The following is a 16,669-nucleotide window of genomic DNA, read 5'->3' on the forward strand; positions in this document are numbered from 1 at the left end:
CTAGCTTCGTGGTGGAGATAAATAGGAATAATTTTTCGCTTATGGCGACATATCCTGTCATCTCTAAGAACATAACGAGGCCGCAATTTCATGAACGCTCCCATTCCCATGCCCGCCGCTCCGGCGCTGGCGGATCCCGACTACGCACTCGACGACAACCTGACGCGCGCCACCGGACGGGTCTTCCTGACCGGCACCCAGGCGCTGGTCCGCCTGCTGTGCATGCAGAAAATCGTCGACCAGATGAGCGGCCTGAACACGGCGGGCTTCGTCAGCGGGTATCGCGGTTCGCCGCTGGGCGCGGTCGACCAGGAGCTGTGGCGCGCCAAGGATCTGCTGCAACGGCATCAAGTCGAATTCCTGCCTGCGATCAACGAGGAGCTGGGCGCGACCGCCGTCATGGGCTCGCAGCAGGTGGAGGCCGATCCGACCCGCAAGGTCGACGGCGTGTTCGGCATGTGGTACGGCAAGGGTCCCGGCGTCGACCGGGCCGGCGACGCCTTGAAGCATGGGCATGTGTATGGCTCGTCGCCGCATGGCGGGGTGCTGGTCATCCTCGGCGACGACCACGGTTGCGTGTCGTCGTCGATGCCGCACCAGAGCGAACGGGCGCTGATCGCCTGGAGCATGCCGGTGATTAACCCGGCGAACATCCAGGAATATCTGGAGTTCGGTTTGTACGGCTGGGCCATGTCGCGCTTCTCCGGCGCGTGGAGCGGCTTCAAGGCGATCTCGGAAACCGTGGAGGGCGGCGCCGTGGTCGAATTGCCGCCGTTGCCGCATTTCGTCACGCCCACCGACTACGTCGCACCGTCGGACGGGCTGCACAACCGCTGGCCGGATCTGCCGGGACTGGCGCTGGAGCAGCGGCTGGCGGCTAAGCTGGAGGCGGTGCAGGCCTTCGCCCGCGCCAACTCCATCGACCGCCTGGTGGTGGCCGCGCCGGCCGCCGTTATCGGCATCGTCGGCGCCGGCAAGGCGTATCTCGATCTGGTCGAGGCCATCGAGCGGCTGGGCCTGACGCTGGAATCGCTGGAGCGGCTGGGCGTCCGCCTGTACAAGCCGGGCCTGACCTTCCCGCTGGAGCGCAGCCGTTTGTTCGCCTTCGCCGCCGGCCTGAAGGAAATCCTGGTGGTCGAAGAGAAGGGCGCCGTGATCGAGGAACAAATCAAGAACCTGTTCTACAACCTGCCGCAGGCGACGCGCCCGCAGGTGATCGGCAAGACCGACAGCGACGGACATCCGCTGTTGTCGGCGCTGGGCGAGTTGCGGCCTTCGCGCATCGCGCCGGCGCTGGTGCGCTGGCTGGCGCCGAAGTTTCCGCAACTGGAGCTGGCGCGCAGGCTGCCGGATTTCTGCGCCGCCGAGCTGCTGTCGAACGGCGCCGACGCGGTCAAGCGCACGCCGTATTTCTGTTCCGGCTGCCCGCACAATACGTCGACGCGCGTGCCGGAAGGCAGCCGCGCCTACGCCGGTATCGGCTGCCACTTCATGGCCACCTGGATGAAGCGCGACACCAATTACCTGTCGCAGATGGGCGGCGAGGGCGTCAGCTGGGTCGGCTCCTCGCGTTTCGTCGGCGAGCCGCATGTGTTCCAGAACCTGGGCGACGGCACCTTCTACCACTCGGGCTCGCTGGCCATCCGCCAGGCGATCGCCGCCCGCGCCAACATCACATACAAGATCCTGTACAACGATGCGGTGGCGATGACCGGCGGCCAGCCCGTCGACGGCAGCCTGTCGGTGCCGCAGATCGTGCGGCAGGTCACCAGCGAGGGCGCGAAGAAAGTGGTGGTGGTCACCGATCAGCCGGATAACTACGAGGACGTGGTGCTGCCGGCCGGCGTCACCGTCCATCACCGCAACGAACTCGACGCCATCCAGCGCATGCTGCGCGAAGTCGCCGGCGTGACGGTGCTGGTGTACGACCAGACCTGCGCGTCCGAGAAGCGGCGCCGGCGCAAGAAAAACAAGCCGGGCAAGGAAGTGTTTCCCGATCCCGCGCGCCGCATGGTGGTCAACCCGGCGGTGTGCGAAGGCTGCGGCGATTGCGGCGTGCAGTCGAACTGCATGTCGATCCTGCCGCTGGAAACCGAGCTGGGCCGCAAGCGGCAGATCGAGCAATCGTCCTGCAACAAGGATTATTCCTGCGTCGAAGGATTCTGCCCGAGTTTTGTGTCGGTGCTGGGCGGCGCGCTGAAGAAGCCGGCCGGCGTCAAGCTGTCGCTGGACGATCTGGAGCGGGCGCTGGCGGCGTATCCGGTGCCGGCCGCGCCGGCGCTGGGCAAACCGTTCGAGATCCTGGTGGCGGGCGTGGGCGGTACCGGCGTCGTGACCGTCGGCGCGCTGATCACCATGGCGGCGCACCTGGAGGGCAAGGGCGCTTCGACGCTGGACTTCATGGGCTTCGCGCAAAAAGGCGGCGCGGTGATGTCGCATGTGCGCGTCGCCGCCTCGCCGGCGCGGCTGAACCAGGTGCGCATCGACCTGCAACAGGCCGACGCGGTGTTCGCCTGCGACCTGGTGGTGGCGGCGATGGCCGACAGTCTGTCGGTGATGCGTCGCGGGCACACAATGGTGGTGGCCAACGAGCGGGAGATTCCGACCGCCGAATTCACCCGCGACCGCGATGCGTCCATCAACAAGGAAGGGCTGCTGGAGAAACTGGCGGCGGCGGCCGGCGCGGGCAATCTGCGCCAGCTCGACGCGCAGGCGACCGCCGCGCGCTTTTTGGGCGATCCGATCGGCGGCAACATCCTGCTGATGGGCTTTGCATGGCAAGCGGGGCTGGTGCCGGTCGGCCTGCCGGCGCTGCTGCGGGCGATCGAATTGAATGGCGTCGCCGTCGACATGAACAAGCGGGCCTTCATGCTGGGCCGGCTGGCGGCCGCCGATGCGTCGGCGCTGGATCGGCTGAGCCAGCCGGCGCAGAAAGTGGTGCAGTTCGCCGCGCCCAAGTCGCTCGCGGAGACGATCGCGTACCGGGTCGATTTCCTGACCAAATATCAGAACGCCGGCTACGCCGCGCGGTACGCGCAAGCGGTGGCGGCGATCGAACGCAAGGAGGTCGAGATCGAAGGCGGTGACTCGCGCCGGCTGCTGGCGAAGGCGGTTGCGCGCAATCTGTTCAAGGTCATGGCGTACAAGGACGAGTACGAAGTGGCGCGCCTGCATGCCGACCCGGCGTTCCGCGCGCTGATCGCGGCGCAGTTCGACGGCGATTACACATTGGCCTTCCATCTGGCGCCGCCGCTGCTGGCGCGCAGCAAGCCCGGATCGAACGTGCCGGCCAAGATGACCTTCGGCGCATGGATGCTGCCGGCGTTCGGCGTGCTGGCCAGATTCAAGGCGCTGCGCGGCACGCCGATGGACGTGTTCGGCTATACCCAGGAACGCCGGCGCGAACGCCTGCTGCGCGCGCGTTATCTGGCGTTGGTGGATGAGCTGGCGGCGACTCTGCGCGCCGATAACAAGCAGGCGGCGTTGAAGCTGGCGCAGACGCCGGACCAGGTGCGCGGCTACGGCCACATCAAACTGGCGGCGCTGGACCGGCTCGATGCCGAATGGCCGGCGCTGATCGAACAATATCGCGCGCCAAAAGTCATTCAGCTCAAACGCCAGGCCTGATCAGGAATCACGGCGCTTCCTCGCCGCGCTGGATGATTATCTGCGTCGACGCGCAGGACAGCATCAGCGCGACTTGTATTTGCCAATCGGCCGATACTGACTGGTTTCTCGGGGCTTGCCGATTTTGTTATAAATTTTTCCGATTTTTTACTACTTCGGCAGTGTTGTCGATGCTACCATTCTCGCCAGACTAGCGAATGGCGAATTGCGATGAGCACGAGGATGATCAGGATGGGCATGGTGGTGGCCACCGCCGATCCTGCAACGGAAAACCACCAAAAATCGCGTGCCCGCAACGGCGCGGCTCCGGCCGAGTCCGCTTCCGAGTGCGCCGATTTTTTCATTCGTCACGGCATCTCCACTCCCAGCGTCCTGTTCGACGATTTGCAGGACACTTATTATTTCGCCAAGAACCGGGCCGGCCAGTTTGTATGGGGCAACCGCCTGTTGCAGGAGCAGCATTCCCTTTCCAGCGTCAAGGACATCATCGGCAAGTCCGACCACGACTTCTTCCGGCGCGATATCGCCGACCGCATCCGCGCCGATGATTTGCAGGTGATGGAAAGCGGCGCGCCCGTCAAGAACAAGCTGGAAGTCCTGGACGGTAACAACGGCGTGCTGAGCTGGCTGTTCACCACCAAGGCGCCGCTGCGCGACCGTCACGGCGAGATCGTCGGCGTCGAGGGCTTCAGCCGCGATGCGCAACGCTCGCAGGAAGCCATCGCGCCATTCCACGTGTTCAAGAGCTGCATCGAATACCTGCAAGCGCACCTGACCGAAGACATCGGCATCGACCATCTCGCCAGCTTGTCGTGCATGTCGCTGTCGACCTTCGAGCGCAAGTTCAAGCAGCATTTTTCGCTGACGCCCAAGCAATACATCCTGCGCATGAAAATCCACGAGGCGTGCCGCTTGTTGCCGGGCACCCAGAGCATCGCGCGCGTCGCGGTCGAGACCGGCTTTGGCGGCCAGAGTTATTTCACCAAGATTTTCCGCAGCGTGGTTGGCATCACGCCCAAGCAGTATCAGCTGTCTCTGCTGGCCTCCGGGCGGGCGGGGGCGGTCCGAAGGAGTAGTTGACACTAGTAATCCTGGAGGAGACATGTTGCAAACACAACGAGAGATCGACGGACGCAGATCCGCTCTCATCAAAATGGCCGGCCTGTGCGGCCTGGCTTTATCCGGCGACGCCCTGGCGGCGCTGGCGGCCGCCGGCAAAACGCCGGCGGTGGCGGGCTTGCTGTCGGCCGACGCGCTGGCGCTGACCGGCGTGCTGGCCGAGCACATCATTCCCGCCACCGACACGCCGGGCGCGCTGGCGGTCGGCGCGCACCGCACCATCGACCACATGCTGCTGGCCTGCGCGACCCAGCTGGAACAGCAAGGCTTCATCGCCGGACTGGAACGCGTCGACGCGGTGGCGTTGGCTGAAACCGGCAAACGCTTCCGCGCGCTGCCGTCCCCCCGGCGTATCGCGCTGCTGCACGCGCTCGACGAGGGCAAGGCGCCGTTCAACGCCGAGGACCAACGCTTTTTCCGTCGCTTGAAGTCGTACACCCTGTTCGCCTATTACACCTCGGAAGCCGGCTCGACGCGCGAGCTGGCCTATCTGCCGGTGCCCGGAGGCTACAAGGGCAACGTCCCGCTGCGCAAAAACACCCGCACCTGGGCGATCTGACATGAGCGCCTATATCAAGCAAAGCGCCGAAGTATTCGACGCCATCGTGGTCGGCTCCGGCATCACCGGCGGCTGGGCCGTCAAGGAACTGTGCGAGCGCGGCCTGCGCACGCTGATGGTCGAGCGCGGCCGTCCGGTCGAGCACCGCACGGACTACATTGGCGAAGGCGTCGACGACTGGACGCTGCCCAACCGTGGCCAGGTCGAGGAAAAACTGGCGCAGGAACAGTTCGCCGAACAACGCAAGTGCTACGCCTTCGACGATCACACCAAGCAGTTTTTCAACAACGACCGCGACATGCCCTACAGCACCCCGGACGGCCGTCCGTTCAGCTGGATACGCGGCAATCAGCTGGGCGGCAAGTCGCTGATGTGGGCGCGCCAGTCCTACCGCTGGAGCGACCTCGACTTTGGCGCCAACGCCAAGGACGGCCACGGCACCGACTGGCCGATCCGCTACGCGGACCTGGAGTCCTGGTACAGCCACGTCGAGCGCCACGTCGGCATCAGCGGCGCGCGGGAAAACATGGCGGTGCTGCCGGACAGCGAATTCCTGCCGGCCTTCGAATTCAACACCGTCGAAGCCGCGATGAAGAAGAAGTTCGACGCCGCCTTCGCGCCGGCCCGCATGATCATGGGCCGCTGCGCCAACCTGAGCCAGCCGACCGAGAAACATCTGGAAATGGGGCGCGGCGCCTGCCAGGCGCGCAGCATGTGTCATCGCGGCTGTTCCTTCGGCGCGTATTTCTCGACTCAAAGCTCGACCCTGCCGGCGGCCGCCGCCACCGGCCGCTTGAGCATCGCCACCAACGCCATCGTGCACAGCGTGCTGTACGACGCCAAGACCAACCGCGCCACCGGCGTGCGGGTGATCGACGCCGAGACCATGGAAACCCGCGAGTTCCACGCGAAAGTGGTGTTCCTGTGCGCCTCGACGCTCGGCAGCACGCAGGTCTTGCTGAACTCGACCTCGGAGGCCTTCCCGACTGGCCTGGGCAATTCCTCCGGCGTGCTGGGCCACTACCTGATGGACCATCTGTTCGGTTCCGGCGCGTCCGGCCGCGTCGAGGGTTTCGAGAACGACTATTACTCCGGCCGCCGTCCGACCGCACCCTACATCCCACGCTTCCGCAACGTGCTGGATCAGCATCCCGACTTCCTGCGCGGCTACGCGCTGGCGGGTAGCGCCACGCGCGAAGGCTGGCAACGCGGCTACAAACCCGGCTTCGGCAAGGACTACAAAGCCATGCTGCGCAAGCCCGGCGACTGGCACTTCGGCCTGTCCGGCCAGGGCGAAATGCTGCCGCGCTATGAAAATATGGTCAGCCTGCATCCGACCAAGAAAGACAAATGGGGCATGCCGCAGCTGCACATCGACTGTACCTATTCGGCCAACGAGGTCAAGATGCGCGAGGACATGGCCGACACCGCCGCCAACATCCTGGAGTCGCTGGGCGTCAAGGACGTCAAGAAATCCAACAAGACGGTGGAGGAATGGGCGCCCGGCCTGTCGATCCACGAAATGGGCACGGCGCGCATGGGGCGCGACCCCAAGACCTCGATACTGAACGGCCACAACCAGTCGCACGACGTGCCGAACCTGTTCGTGACCGACGGCGCCAGCATGTGTTCCGGCGCCTGGCAAAACCCGTCGTTGACCTTCATGGCGATCACCGCCCGCGCCTGCGCTTACGCGGTCGAACAACTCAAGCTTGGCAAACTCTAAGGAAAAACAATGAAAACATACCAACGCAACGCCCTGGCAATGATCCTGATGTTGGCGGCGGCAGCCTCCCAGGCCGCCACCAATCCGCGCCTGGCGGTGCAGCTGTGGTCGGTCAAGGACGAGATCAAGCAAGACTTCGAAGGCACGCTGGACAAGCTGGCCAAGCTGGGCTTCCAGGGCGTCGAGTTCGCGGGCGAGTTCGGCAAGTACCAGGCCGATCCGGCGGGACTGAGCGCCTTCATGAAGAAAACCGGCCTGCAATGCGCCGGCGCCCACATGCACGTGGATAAGCTGGAAGACGCTAACTTCAAGGCCACCACCGACTTCTACCGCGCGCTGGGCTGCAGCCGCCTCATCATCTCGATGGACAAGCGCGGCGGCAGCGTTGCGGGTTCCAACGATCTGGCCAAGCAGCTGAGCGTGTTGTCGGTCAAGCTGGGCGGGCAGGGCATGAAGCTGGGTTATCACAACCATGAGCAGGAAATGCTGGGCGCCAAGAACGAGACCAACTGGGATCTGCTGGCGAAAAATACGCCCAAGGACTTCATCCTGCAACAGGACGTCGGCTGGACCACTTACGCGGGCAAAGACCCGGTCGAGTACGTGAAGAAGTATCCGGGCCGCACCGTGACCACGCATTACAAGGCCAAGTTCTTCAAGGGCACCGACGGCACGCCGATCATCGGCCAGGACCGCACCGACTGGACCGGCCTGACCAAGGCGGTACGCAGCGTCGGCGGCACCGAGTGGATCATCATCGAGCAGGAGGAATATCCGAACGGCATGGGCCAGCTGGAAACCGTGGCGGCGTCGATGCGCGGCCTGCAAGCGGTGTTGGCCAAGATGCCGGCGCAGTAAGGGCGCCATGAGTTTGTCCGTCCGTTTTCAACACATCGTCAAGGAGTTCGGCCCGGTGCGGGTGCTGCACGGGGTCGACTTCGCGCTGGAGCCGGGCCGTGTCTACGGGCTGCTGGGCGAGAACGGCGCTGGCAAGTCGACCCTGATGAAGATCCTGGCCGGCTACGAGGCGCCGACCAGCGGCCAGTTGCTGGTCGACGGCGTCGAACAGCGCTTCGCCGACGCGCGCCAGGCCGAGGCGCTGGGCATCGCGCTGATCCATCAGGAGTTCAACCTGGCCGAGCATCTGACGGTGACGCAGAATATCTTCCTGGGCCATGAGCAGAGCGCCGGCTGGCTGCTGGATCTGAAGGCGATGGGCGCCGGCGCCGCCGCCTGCCTGGAACAGGTGGGACTGGATATCAGTCCCGACACCAGGGTGGCCGATCTGATCGTCGCCGAGAAGCAACTGGTGGAGATCGCCAAGGCGCTCAGTCGCAAGGCGCGTCTGCTGATCATGGACGAGCCGACCGCCAGCCTGTCGTCCGGCGAAACGCGCAAGCTGTTCGCGCTGATGGCGCGACTGAAGGCGGAAGGCGTCACCATCGTCTACATCTCGCACAAACTGGACGAGATGGAGGCGAACACCGATGAAGTGGTGGTGATGCGCGACGGCCGCTACGTCAGCCGCGCGCTGACCGCCGACATCGACCGCCACCAGATGGCCAACCTGATGGTGGGCCGCGACGTGTCGGACATGTTCCTGGCCAAGCAGCCACCCGCGCCGGACGCGGGGACGCTGCTCAAGGTCGAGGGCCTGAGCGTGCCCGGCTGGGTGCGAGAGCTGAGCTTCGAGGTGCGCGCCGGCGAAATCCTCGGCTTCGGCGGCCTGGTCGGCGCCGGCCGCACCGAAGCCTTCGAAGCCTTGCTCGGACTGCGTCCGCGCACCGCCGGCCTGATCGAGATCGGCGGCGTGCCGGTGGATATCCGCAACCCGCGCCAGGCCATGCTGCACGGCCTGACCTATCTGAGCGAGGACCGCAAGGGCAAGGGCCTTCACGTCGAGCTCGGCCTGCGCGAAAACCTCACCATGATGACGCTGGAGCGCGACGCCACGCCGTGGCTGGACCTGAAGGGCGGCCGCGCCGCGCTGGACCGGGCGATCGCCGACTTCGGCATCCGCCTGCGCGACGTCGACTGCAAGGCGGGCGCGCTGTCCGGCGGCAACCAGCAGAAGCTGGCGCTGGCGAAATACCTGCACAGCGATCCGCGCGTGGTGGTGCTGGACGAGCCGACCCGTGGCGTCGACGTCGGCGCCAAGCGCGATATCTACCAGCTGATCCATCGCCTTGCGGCGGAGGGCAGGGCGGTCATCGTCATCTCGTCCGAACTGATTGAACTGATCGGCCTGTGCCACCGCGTCGCGATCCTGCACGGCGGCAAGCTGCAAGCGATGCTGGACCACGACCATCTCACCGAAGAAGAATTGATTTCCCATGCAACCGACACCCACCACTAAAGTACTTTTGCCCAAGCCGTCGCTGGAGCGTTTTCGGGGCTATGGCCCGGTGGCCGCGCTGATCCTGCTGTGCATCGCGGGCGGCTTGCTGAACCCGGACTTCGCCACCATCGACAACCTGATGAACGTGCTGACCCGCACCGCCTTCATCGGCATCATCGCGGTCGGCATGACCTTCGTGATCGTCTCCGGCGGCATCGACCTGTCGGTCGGCTCGATGGCGGCGCTGATCGCCGGCGCGATGATCATGATGATGAACGCGCTGGCCGGCGCGGCGCAGCCGCTGGGGCCGCTACCCACGGTGCTGCTGGGCTGCGCGCTGGCGCTGCTGCTCGGCGGAATCCTGGGCGGCGCGCACGGCGTGCTGGTCACGCGCGGCCGCATCGAGCCATTCATCGCCACGCTCGGCACGCTGGGCATCTTCCGCGCCACGCTGACCTGGCTGTCCGACGGCGGCGCGCTGACGCTGGACAGCACCGTGGCCGATGTCTACAGCCCGGTCTACTACCAGAGCCTGTTCGGCGTGCCGGTGCCGGTGCTGGTGTTTCTGCTGGTGGCGACCGGCGGCGCCGTGATCCTGAACCGCACCGCGTTCGGTCAGCATGTGCAGGCCATTGGCTCGAACGAGCAGGTGGCGCGCTATGCCGCGATCCGCGTCGACAAGATCAAGCTGCTGACCTACCTGCTGCTGGGGGTTTGCGTGGCGATCGCCACCATCCTGTATGTGCCGCGCCTGGGTTCGGCCACGCCGACCACCGGCATCCTGTGGGAGCTGGAGGCGATCGCCGCCGTCGTGGTCGGCGGCACCTCGCTCAAGGGCGGTTCCGGGCGCATCATCGGCACCGTCATCGGCGCCATCCTGTTGTCGGTGATCGGCAATATCGTCAACCTGACCAGCATCATCAGCGTCCACCTGAACGCCGCCGTGCAGGGCGTGGTCATCATCACCGTCGCCTACATGCAGCGCGGCCGCCGTTAATTTTTTTAAATCAAAGGAACATCAATGATCACATTCAAACGTATTGTCGGCGCCTGCCTGCTGGCGTTCGCCGCCGGCTCCGCGACCTCGGCGGAGAAAATCACGCTGGGCGTGGCGATCCCGACCGCGACCCACGGCTTCACCGGCGGCATCGTCTGGTGGGCCAACCAGGCCAAGAAGGAGCTTGAGGCGGCCAATCCGACCTTGAAGATCATCATCAAGACCGCCGGCAGCACTCCGGAGCAGGCCAACCAACTGCAGGACATGCTGGTGGTGAACAAGATCAACGCGCTGGTGATCTTCCCGCTGGAATCGGCGTCGTTGACGCAGCCGGTGACGCAGTTGAAGAACAAAGGCGTCTACGTGACCGTGGTGGACCGGGGCCTGACCAATCCGGCGGCGCAGAACGCCTACGTGGCGGGCGACAACTCCGCCTTCGGCAAGCTGCCGGCGGAATACCTGGGCAAGAAAATGGGCGGCAAGGGCAATATCGTCGTGTTGCGCGGCATGCCGAGCACGCTGGACAACGAACGGGTCGAAGCCTTCAACGCCGAGCTGCGCGCGCACCCCGGCATCAAGGTGCTGGACACCAAGTACGGCAACTGGAACCGCGACGACGCCTTCAAGGTCATGCAGGATTACCTGACCCGCTTCAAGCAGATCGACGCGGTCTGGGCGGCCGACGACGACATGGCCATCGGCGTGGTCAAAGCCATCGAGCAAGCCAAGCGCAGCGACATCAAGGAAGTGTTCGGCGGCGCCGGCTCCAAGAGCGCCGTGAAGAAGATCATCGACGGCGACAAGCTGATCCAGGCCGACGTGTCGTATTCGCCGAAGTTCATCTACGATGCGATCAAGATGACCGCCACCGCGCGCCTGAAAGGCGAGGCGTTGCCGGCCAAGACCATCATCCCGTCGGTGCTGATTACGCGTGACAACGCCAAGCAGTTCTACTTCGCCGATTCGCCGTACTAAGCGGGAGCCCAGCATGAAAACCATCAAGGGACCGGCCATCTTCCTGGCGCAGTTCATGGGCGACGACGTCCCGTTCGACAGTCTGGAGAACCTGGCCGGCTGGGCCTCCAGCCTCGGCTATCAAGCGATCCAGCTGCCGTGCGATCCGCGCCTGTTCGATCTGGCGCAAGCCGCCGACAGCCAGGCCTATTGCGACGACGTGACCCGCATGCTGGCCGCGCATGGCCTGCAGATTTCCGAGCTGTCGACCCACTTGCAGGGCCAGCTGGTGGCGGTGCATCCGGCCTACGACGCCTTGTTCGACGGCTTCGCCGCGCCGCACGTGCGTGGCGATCCGGCGGCGCGCCAGGCCTGGGCCACCGATCAGCTGATGCTGGCGGCGCGCGCTTCGCGGCGGCTCGGGCTGGCGGCGCACGTCAGTTTTTCCGGCGCGCTGGCCTGGCCGTACATTTATCCGTGGCCGCAGCGTCCGGCAGGACTGGTCGAGGAAGCGTTCGCGGAGCTGGCCCGCCGCTGGCTGCCGATCCTGGACGCCTTCGAGGATGCCGGCGTGGATCTTTGCTACGAACTGCATCCCGGCGAGGACCTGCACGACGGCGTGACCTTCGACCGCTTTCTCGCGGCGGTCGGCGGCCACAAGCGCGCCAACATCCTGTACGATCCGAGCCATTTCCTGTTGCAGCAGCTGGACTACCTGGCCTTCATCGACATTTATCACCAACGCATCAAGGCGTTCCACGTCAAGGACGCCGAGTTCCGCCCCGACGGGCGGCAGGGCGTGTACGGCGGCTACCAGGGCTGGCAGCAACGGGCCGGCCGCTTCCGCTCGCTGGGCGACGGGCAGATCGACTTCAAGGCGATCTTCTCCAAGATGGCGCAGTATGATTATCCGGGCTGGGCGGTGCTGGAATGGGAATGCGCGCTGAAGCATCCCGAGGACGGCGCACGCGAAGGCGCGGACTTCATCCGCAGCCACATCATCCGTGTGGGCGAGCGGGCTTTCGACGATTTTGCCGGCAGCGGCGCGGACCTGCAACAGGTCCGCGCGCTGATGGGCCTGGAGAACTGATATGAGCGTACCACGACGACTACGACTGGGCATGGTGGGCGGCGGCGACGGCGCCTTCATCGGCTCGGTGCACCGCATCGCGGCGCGGCTGGACGATTGCTATGAGCTGGTCGCGGCCAGCCTGTCCAGCAATGCCGAGCGGGCCGCCGCCAGCGCCGCCGGCCTGCGCCTGGATCCGGCGCGCAGCTATGCCGAGTACCGAGACATGGCGCGCGCCGAGGCGGCCAGGCCGGACGGCATCGACGCGGTCGCCATCGTCACGCCGAATTACCTGCACGCGCCGATGGCGACGGCGTTCCTCGAAGCCGGCATCCACGTCATCTGCGACAAGCCGCTGGCGATTTCGCTGGCCGAGGGCGTGGCGCTGGCCTCCCTGGCGCGCGAGCGCGGCAAGGTGTTCGCGCTGACCCATGTGTACGCCGGCTATCCGATGGTGCGGCATGCGCGCGCTATGGTGGCGGCGGGCGAGATCGGCGAGGTGCGGCTGGTGCAGGTGGAGTATCCGCAGGACTGGCTGGCCGAGCCGGCCAACCAGAGCGAGGAATACCAGCGCGACAATTGGCACAACGATCCGCTGCGCGCCGGGCCGAACGGCTGCCTGGGCGACATCGGCAGCCATGCGTATCATCTGGCGGGCTACGTCAGCGGCATGCTGCCGAATGAGATCCTGGCCGAGTTGCATGCGTTCACGCCGGGGCGCCGGCTGGACGACCACGTGCAGGTGATGCTGCGTTACGCCAACGGCGCGCGCGGCATGCTGTGGAGCAGCCAGATGGCGACAGGCTGCGAAAACGGCTTACGCCTGCGGGTGTACGGGACCAAGGCCGCCCTCAGCTTCGAGCAGGAAAATCCGAATGAGCTGTGGCTGACGCCGCAAGGCGGCAGCGCCCAGCGCCTGACGCGCGGCCGGGTGCGCAGCGCCGCTGCCGACGCGGCGACCCGTGTGCCATCCGGCCATCCGGAGGGTTATCTGGAGGCGTTCGCGCAACTGTACCGCGACGCCGCCGCGCGCATCCACGCCAGTGATGCCGCCCAGGCCGTGCCGGAGCTGACGCTCGGCATGCCGGATGTGGACGATGGCGTCGCCGGCCTGAAGTTTATGGACGCGGCCATGGAGAGCAACCGCCAGGGCTCGCGCTGGATCAGGCTTGCGGAGTGAGCTGATAGGCTGGGTAGTCGGTGTAGCCGTGATTGCCCAAGCCGTAGAACGTCGCGCGGTCGGGCTCCGCCAGCGGCCAGTCGTGCCGCATCCGTTCCACCAGGTCGGGATTGGCGATGAATGCGCGGCCGATGGCGATCAGGTCGGCCTTGTCGGCGTCCAGCGCCGCGACGCCACGCTGTTTGTCGTAGCCGCCGGCCAGGATCAGCGTGCCGGCGTAGGCGGCGCGGAATTCGGCCACAAATCCTTGCGGAATGCCTTGCTCGCCCAGCGTCTCCTGATCGGACAGGTGGACGTAGGCCAGATTGCGCTTCGATAGCTCGCTGGCGAGCGCGAGCCAGGTCTCGCGCTCCTGTTCGAACGGGCGCATATCGTTGAACCGGCCGAACGGCGCCAGGCGTATGCCCACGCGGTCGGCGCCGATGGCGGCGGCCACCGCGTCGACCGTCTCAAGGGTGAAGCGCAGCCGGTTCGCGATCGATCCACCGTATCGGTCGCTTCGGTTGTTGACGCTGGCGTTGATGAACTGCTCGAACAGATAGCCGTTCGCGCCGTGCAGTTCGATGCCGTCGAACTCGGCCTCCAGCGCGCAGCGCGCGGCGTGCACGAAGTCGCTCGTCACCCGCGCCACTTCCTCGGTCGCCAGCTGGCGCGGCTGGCTCTGCGGCACCATTCCGGCGACGCCGTCGTCTCCCACCACCCAGGTGTAGACGTTTTCACCCTTGAGGTCGGAGGCGCCGACCGGCGCGAGGCCGCCGACCTGTTGCGAGGTATGCGATGCGCGGCCGACATGCCACAGCTGGGCGAACATGCGTCCGCCGCGTTCATGCACCGCGCGGGTCACCTTGCGCCAGGCCTCGACCTGCGCGGGGTTGTAGATGCCGGGCGTGTATGCCTGGCCACGGCCTTCCTCGGAAATGGGAACGCCTTCGCTGATGATCAGGCCCGCCGAAGCGCGCTGCTGATAGTAGATGGCGGTGTCGAGGTTCGGGCGCAGATCGATCGCGCGTGCGCGGGTCATCGGCGCCATGACGATTCGATTCGGCAGCGTGTAGCGGCCCAATTTGAAGGGTGAGAATAGGGTGGTCATATTAATCCTGATGAGATTATTCGTCGAACGGCGCCCAAGCGAGCACCGTTGACGCGTCGACGATCGTCAGCGGAGCACGGTTGTGGGCGACGCGGGAGCAGATGTGGAACCAGTGCGGATAGGGCTGCTTGGTGTCGTATTCGTGATTGAGCATGTTGTTGAACTCGCGCTTGAAGTGCAGTCGCGGGTAATGCTTGAGCACTTCGGCGACGTCGTCCGCCGCCAGCGTGGCGCCCTGGCCGCCCGAGACTTCATAGGCGAGGCCCAGCTGCATCAGCCGGCTGGTGTCGCCACGGAAGTGGTTCATATCCCAGGTGTGCAGCGCGATGTTGTCCCAGACGCTTTGCGCCCGCTCGGCCGAGACGCCTTTCCCCACCAGGAATTCGCGGGCGACGAGCGCGCCTTCGATTTCAAAGCGGTGCGGGCCCGGCGCGTGGTCGGTGAGGCCCAGGTCGTGCAGCACCGCCGACAGGAACATGAGTTCCTCGTCGACCGGCGTGCCTTCCTGTTTCGCGAACAGCATGCCGAAGAAGTAACAGCGCATGACGTGGTTGTAGAGCACGTCGTTGGAAACGGATCGCGCCAGCGCGCCGGCTTGACGCGCGATGGGGCTGTCCGGAATGGTGATACCTGCGATCATGAGCGTGTCCTCCAAAGGCTATGCATTCAAACTGGAATATCGCGCACGATCTCGGTCAGCGTGCCGCTGTTCATTTCGTAGAAGAAGCCGTACAGCTTGACGTTCTTCGGCACGGCGGGGCTGTTGCGCAGCAGCGCGACATCGTGCTTGACCGAGTCCTCGAAGTTCAGGATGGCCTGGCTGCCTTGTTCGATCAGCGGCGCGAGGTCGGCGTGATGGTGGTGGTGGAAGTGTTCCAGCAGTTGCTCCGGCCGGAAGCCGGTCGCGCCGCAGAAGGAGTGGTGGACCACGATGACGTTCTGCACGTGGAACAGGTACTCCATCGTCGCTACCGATTGCAGCGCCGAGAACGCCCGGCCGCCGGCGTTCGACACCGCGAACAGGGTGCGTGTGTGGCCGATGCGGTTACCTGCTTCGTCGAGCACGTTTTCACCAGGGTAGACCTCGTCCGGAAAGTGCGCCGCGATCGCTTGCGGGATCTCGGCCGCACGCGGGTCGAAGCAGTGGATGACCATGGTCTTCATCGGGATGGCGAAGTTAAAGCCGTCGAAGTTATCCTGGTCGAACCATGGCTGGGTGCGGAACTCATATTCGCTGTAGTTAGTCGTCATTTCTTACTCCATTAGTTGGTTAGTTAGTTAAAAAAGAGGTCAAGGCGATCACCATTCCCGCCCCGATCAGCAACACTTGCGGCAGCGACTCGCGCAACGTCGTCCGACGCTGCATCTGCGGCATCAGGTCGCTGAGCGCGATGTAGAGGAAGCCGGACGATGCAAACACAAGTACATAGGGGATCAGGCTGCTGGCGCGGTCGAGCGTGTAATAGCCCAGCAGGCCGCCGGCCACGCCCATCAAGCTACCCAGCAAGTTGTAGACATAGGCGCGGCGGCGCGAGTAACCGGCATTCAGCAGTACGACGAAGTCGCTGATCTCCTTTGGAATCTCATGCGCGACGATGGCCAGGCCGGTCGCCAGTCCCAGTCCTGGATTCGCCAGGAACGCGGCGGCGATCATGATGCCGTCGGTGAAGTTGTGCAGTCCGTCGCCGACCAGAATCAGCCATCCTGCTTTGCCGTGCCGTGGCGCTTCCGGCTGGCGCAGGATCGCGACCTTCTCAAGCAGGAAGAAGGCCAGCAAACCACCCAGCAGCGTGGCGAACAGACTTTGCGCGCTGGCCTGCGATTCAAAGGCTTCCGGCAGCGCATGCAGCAGGGATGTCGACAGCATGATGCCGACCGACACGCTTGCCATGCGTTCCACCACCTTGGACAGCAGCGTGAATGAAAGCACGCCCGCCGCCGTGATGCTGACGACGCCGGCCAAGGTGGTAGCCAGCAGGATGGTGACCAGGACTGGGTTCATGTGGTGGC

General features: G+C 65.2%; 14 protein-coding genes. 10 read left to right on the forward strand and 4 right to left on the reverse strand.

Annotated features, from left to right (window positions below; translation table 11 throughout):
* The first annotated feature begins 90 nt into the window (after positions 1-90).
* From GW587_RS13105 to GW587_RS13150, 10 genes are all read left to right on the forward strand, one after another.
* Positions 91-3,627: an indolepyruvate ferredoxin oxidoreductase family protein gene (locus GW587_RS13105; RefSeq protein ID WP_166103385.1), complete on the forward strand. Its 3,537-nt coding sequence runs from the start codon at positions 91-93 to the stop codon at positions 3,625-3,627.
* Between the two features lie 210 nt (positions 3,628-3,837).
* Positions 3,838-4,707 (forward strand): AraC family transcriptional regulator, encoded by an 870-nt coding sequence (locus GW587_RS13110; RefSeq protein ID WP_166103387.1) that lies wholly within the window; start codon positions 3,838-3,840, stop codon positions 4,705-4,707.
* Between the two features lie 22 nt (positions 4,708-4,729).
* Positions 4,730-5,305 (forward strand): gluconate 2-dehydrogenase subunit 3 family protein, encoded by a 576-nt coding sequence (locus GW587_RS13115; RefSeq protein WP_166103390.1) that lies wholly within the window; start codon positions 4,730-4,732, stop codon positions 5,303-5,305.
* Position 5,306: 1 nt separating this feature from the next.
* Positions 5,307-7,031 (forward strand): GMC oxidoreductase, encoded by a 1,725-nt coding sequence (locus GW587_RS13120; protein WP_166103393.1) that lies wholly within the window; start codon positions 5,307-5,309, stop codon positions 7,029-7,031.
* A gap of 9 nt (positions 7,032-7,040) precedes the next feature.
* On the forward strand, positions 7,041-7,889 hold the full coding sequence (locus GW587_RS13125) for a sugar phosphate isomerase/epimerase family protein (protein ID WP_166103395.1): 849 nt from the start codon (positions 7,041-7,043) through the stop codon (positions 7,887-7,889).
* A 7-nt stretch (positions 7,890-7,896) separates the two neighbouring features.
* Positions 7,897-9,387 (forward strand): sugar ABC transporter ATP-binding protein, encoded by a 1,491-nt coding sequence (locus tag GW587_RS13130; protein ID WP_166103397.1) that lies wholly within the window; start codon positions 7,897-7,899, stop codon positions 9,385-9,387.
* On the forward strand, positions 9,365-10,366 hold the full coding sequence (locus GW587_RS13135) for an ABC transporter permease (protein WP_166103399.1): 1,002 nt from the start codon (positions 9,365-9,367) through the stop codon (positions 10,364-10,366). The genes GW587_RS13130 and GW587_RS13135 overlap by 23 nt, the downstream gene beginning before the upstream one ends.
* 24 nt (positions 10,367-10,390) lie before the next feature.
* Positions 10,391-11,341 carry a substrate-binding domain-containing protein gene (locus tag GW587_RS13140; protein WP_166103402.1) on the forward strand — a complete coding sequence of 317 codons (951 nt, stop codon included), beginning with the start codon at positions 10,391-10,393 and terminating at the stop codon, positions 11,339-11,341.
* A 13-nt stretch (positions 11,342-11,354) separates the two neighbouring features.
* Positions 11,355-12,410, forward strand: a complete 1,056-nt coding sequence (locus GW587_RS13145) for a sugar phosphate isomerase/epimerase family protein (protein ID WP_166103404.1) — start codon at positions 11,355-11,357, stop codon at positions 12,408-12,410.
* A 1-nt stretch (position 12,411) separates the two neighbouring features.
* Complete coding sequence (locus GW587_RS13150) at positions 12,412-13,569, forward strand: Gfo/Idh/MocA family protein (RefSeq protein WP_166103407.1); 1,158 nt, start codon at positions 12,412-12,414, stop codon at positions 13,567-13,569.
* Here the strand turns inward: GW587_RS13150 and GW587_RS13155 are convergent.
* The 4 genes from GW587_RS13155 to GW587_RS13170 are packed head-to-tail and all read right to left on the reverse strand — an operon-like array spanning position 13,553 to position 16,661.
* The gene (locus GW587_RS13155) at positions 13,553-14,659 is read right to left on the reverse strand and encodes an alkene reductase (protein WP_166103410.1); all 1,107 of its coding nucleotides are present in this window, start codon (positions 14,657-14,659) and stop codon (positions 13,553-13,555) included. The genes GW587_RS13150 and GW587_RS13155 overlap by 17 nt on opposite strands.
* Before the next feature lie 16 nt (positions 14,660-14,675).
* Positions 14,676-15,299: an HD domain-containing protein gene (locus GW587_RS13160; RefSeq protein ID WP_166103412.1), complete on the reverse strand. Its 624-nt coding sequence runs from the start codon at positions 15,297-15,299 to the stop codon at positions 14,676-14,678.
* A 26-nt stretch (positions 15,300-15,325) separates the two neighbouring features.
* Positions 15,326-15,910, reverse strand: coding sequence for a carbonic anhydrase (locus GW587_RS13165; protein ID WP_166103415.1), 585 nt, complete (start codon positions 15,908-15,910; stop codon positions 15,326-15,328).
* 19 nt (positions 15,911-15,929) lie between these two features.
* Positions 15,930-16,661, reverse strand: a complete 732-nt coding sequence (locus tag GW587_RS13170) for a ZIP family metal transporter (RefSeq protein WP_166103418.1) — start codon at positions 16,659-16,661, stop codon at positions 15,930-15,932.
* Between the last annotated feature and the right edge of the window lie 8 nt (positions 16,662-16,669).

This window comes from Duganella aceris (assembly GCF_011090165.1).
GTDB classification, from domain to species: domain Bacteria; phylum Pseudomonadota; class Gammaproteobacteria; order Burkholderiales; family Burkholderiaceae_D; genus Rugamonas; species Rugamonas aceris.

What these genes read in the sequence shown, in the direction of transcription:
- GW587_RS13155 (WP_166103410.1), bottom strand. Translation starts at nt 14,659, where the DNA reads ATGACCACCCTATTCTCACCCTTCAAATTGGGCCGCTACACGCTGCCG.
- GW587_RS13160 (WP_166103412.1), bottom strand. Translation starts at nt 15,299, where the DNA reads ATGATCGCAGGTATCACCATTCCGGACAGCCCCATCGCGCGTCAAGCC.
- GW587_RS13140 (WP_166103402.1), top strand. Translation starts at nt 10,391, where the DNA reads ATGATCACATTCAAACGTATTGTCGGCGCCTGCCTGCTGGCGTTCGCC.
- GW587_RS13105 (WP_166103385.1), top strand. Translation starts at nt 91, where the DNA reads ATGAACGCTCCCATTCCCATGCCCGCCGCTCCGGCGCTGGCGGATCCC.
- GW587_RS13110 (WP_166103387.1), top strand. Translation starts at nt 3,838, where the DNA reads ATGAGCACGAGGATGATCAGGATGGGCATGGTGGTGGCCACCGCCGAT.
- GW587_RS13115 (WP_166103390.1), top strand. Translation starts at nt 4,730, where the DNA reads ATGTTGCAAACACAACGAGAGATCGACGGACGCAGATCCGCTCTCATC.
- GW587_RS13125 (WP_166103395.1), top strand. Translation starts at nt 7,041, where the DNA reads ATGAAAACATACCAACGCAACGCCCTGGCAATGATCCTGATGTTGGCG.
- GW587_RS13165 (WP_166103415.1), bottom strand. Translation starts at nt 15,910, where the DNA reads ATGACGACTAACTACAGCGAATATGAGTTCCGCACCCAGCCATGGTTC.
- GW587_RS13145 (WP_166103404.1), top strand. Translation starts at nt 11,355, where the DNA reads ATGAAAACCATCAAGGGACCGGCCATCTTCCTGGCGCAGTTCATGGGC.
- GW587_RS13130 (WP_166103397.1), top strand. Translation starts at nt 7,897, where the DNA reads ATGAGTTTGTCCGTCCGTTTTCAACACATCGTCAAGGAGTTCGGCCCG.
- GW587_RS13135 (WP_166103399.1), top strand. Translation starts at nt 9,365, where the DNA reads ATGCAACCGACACCCACCACTAAAGTACTTTTGCCCAAGCCGTCGCTG.
- GW587_RS13170 (WP_166103418.1), bottom strand. Translation starts at nt 16,661, where the DNA reads ATGAACCCAGTCCTGGTCACCATCCTGCTGGCTACCACCTTGGCCGGC.
- GW587_RS13150 (WP_166103407.1), top strand. Translation starts at nt 12,412, where the DNA reads ATGAGCGTACCACGACGACTACGACTGGGCATGGTGGGCGGCGGCGAC.
- GW587_RS13120 (WP_166103393.1), top strand. Translation starts at nt 5,307, where the DNA reads ATGAGCGCCTATATCAAGCAAAGCGCCGAAGTATTCGACGCCATCGTG.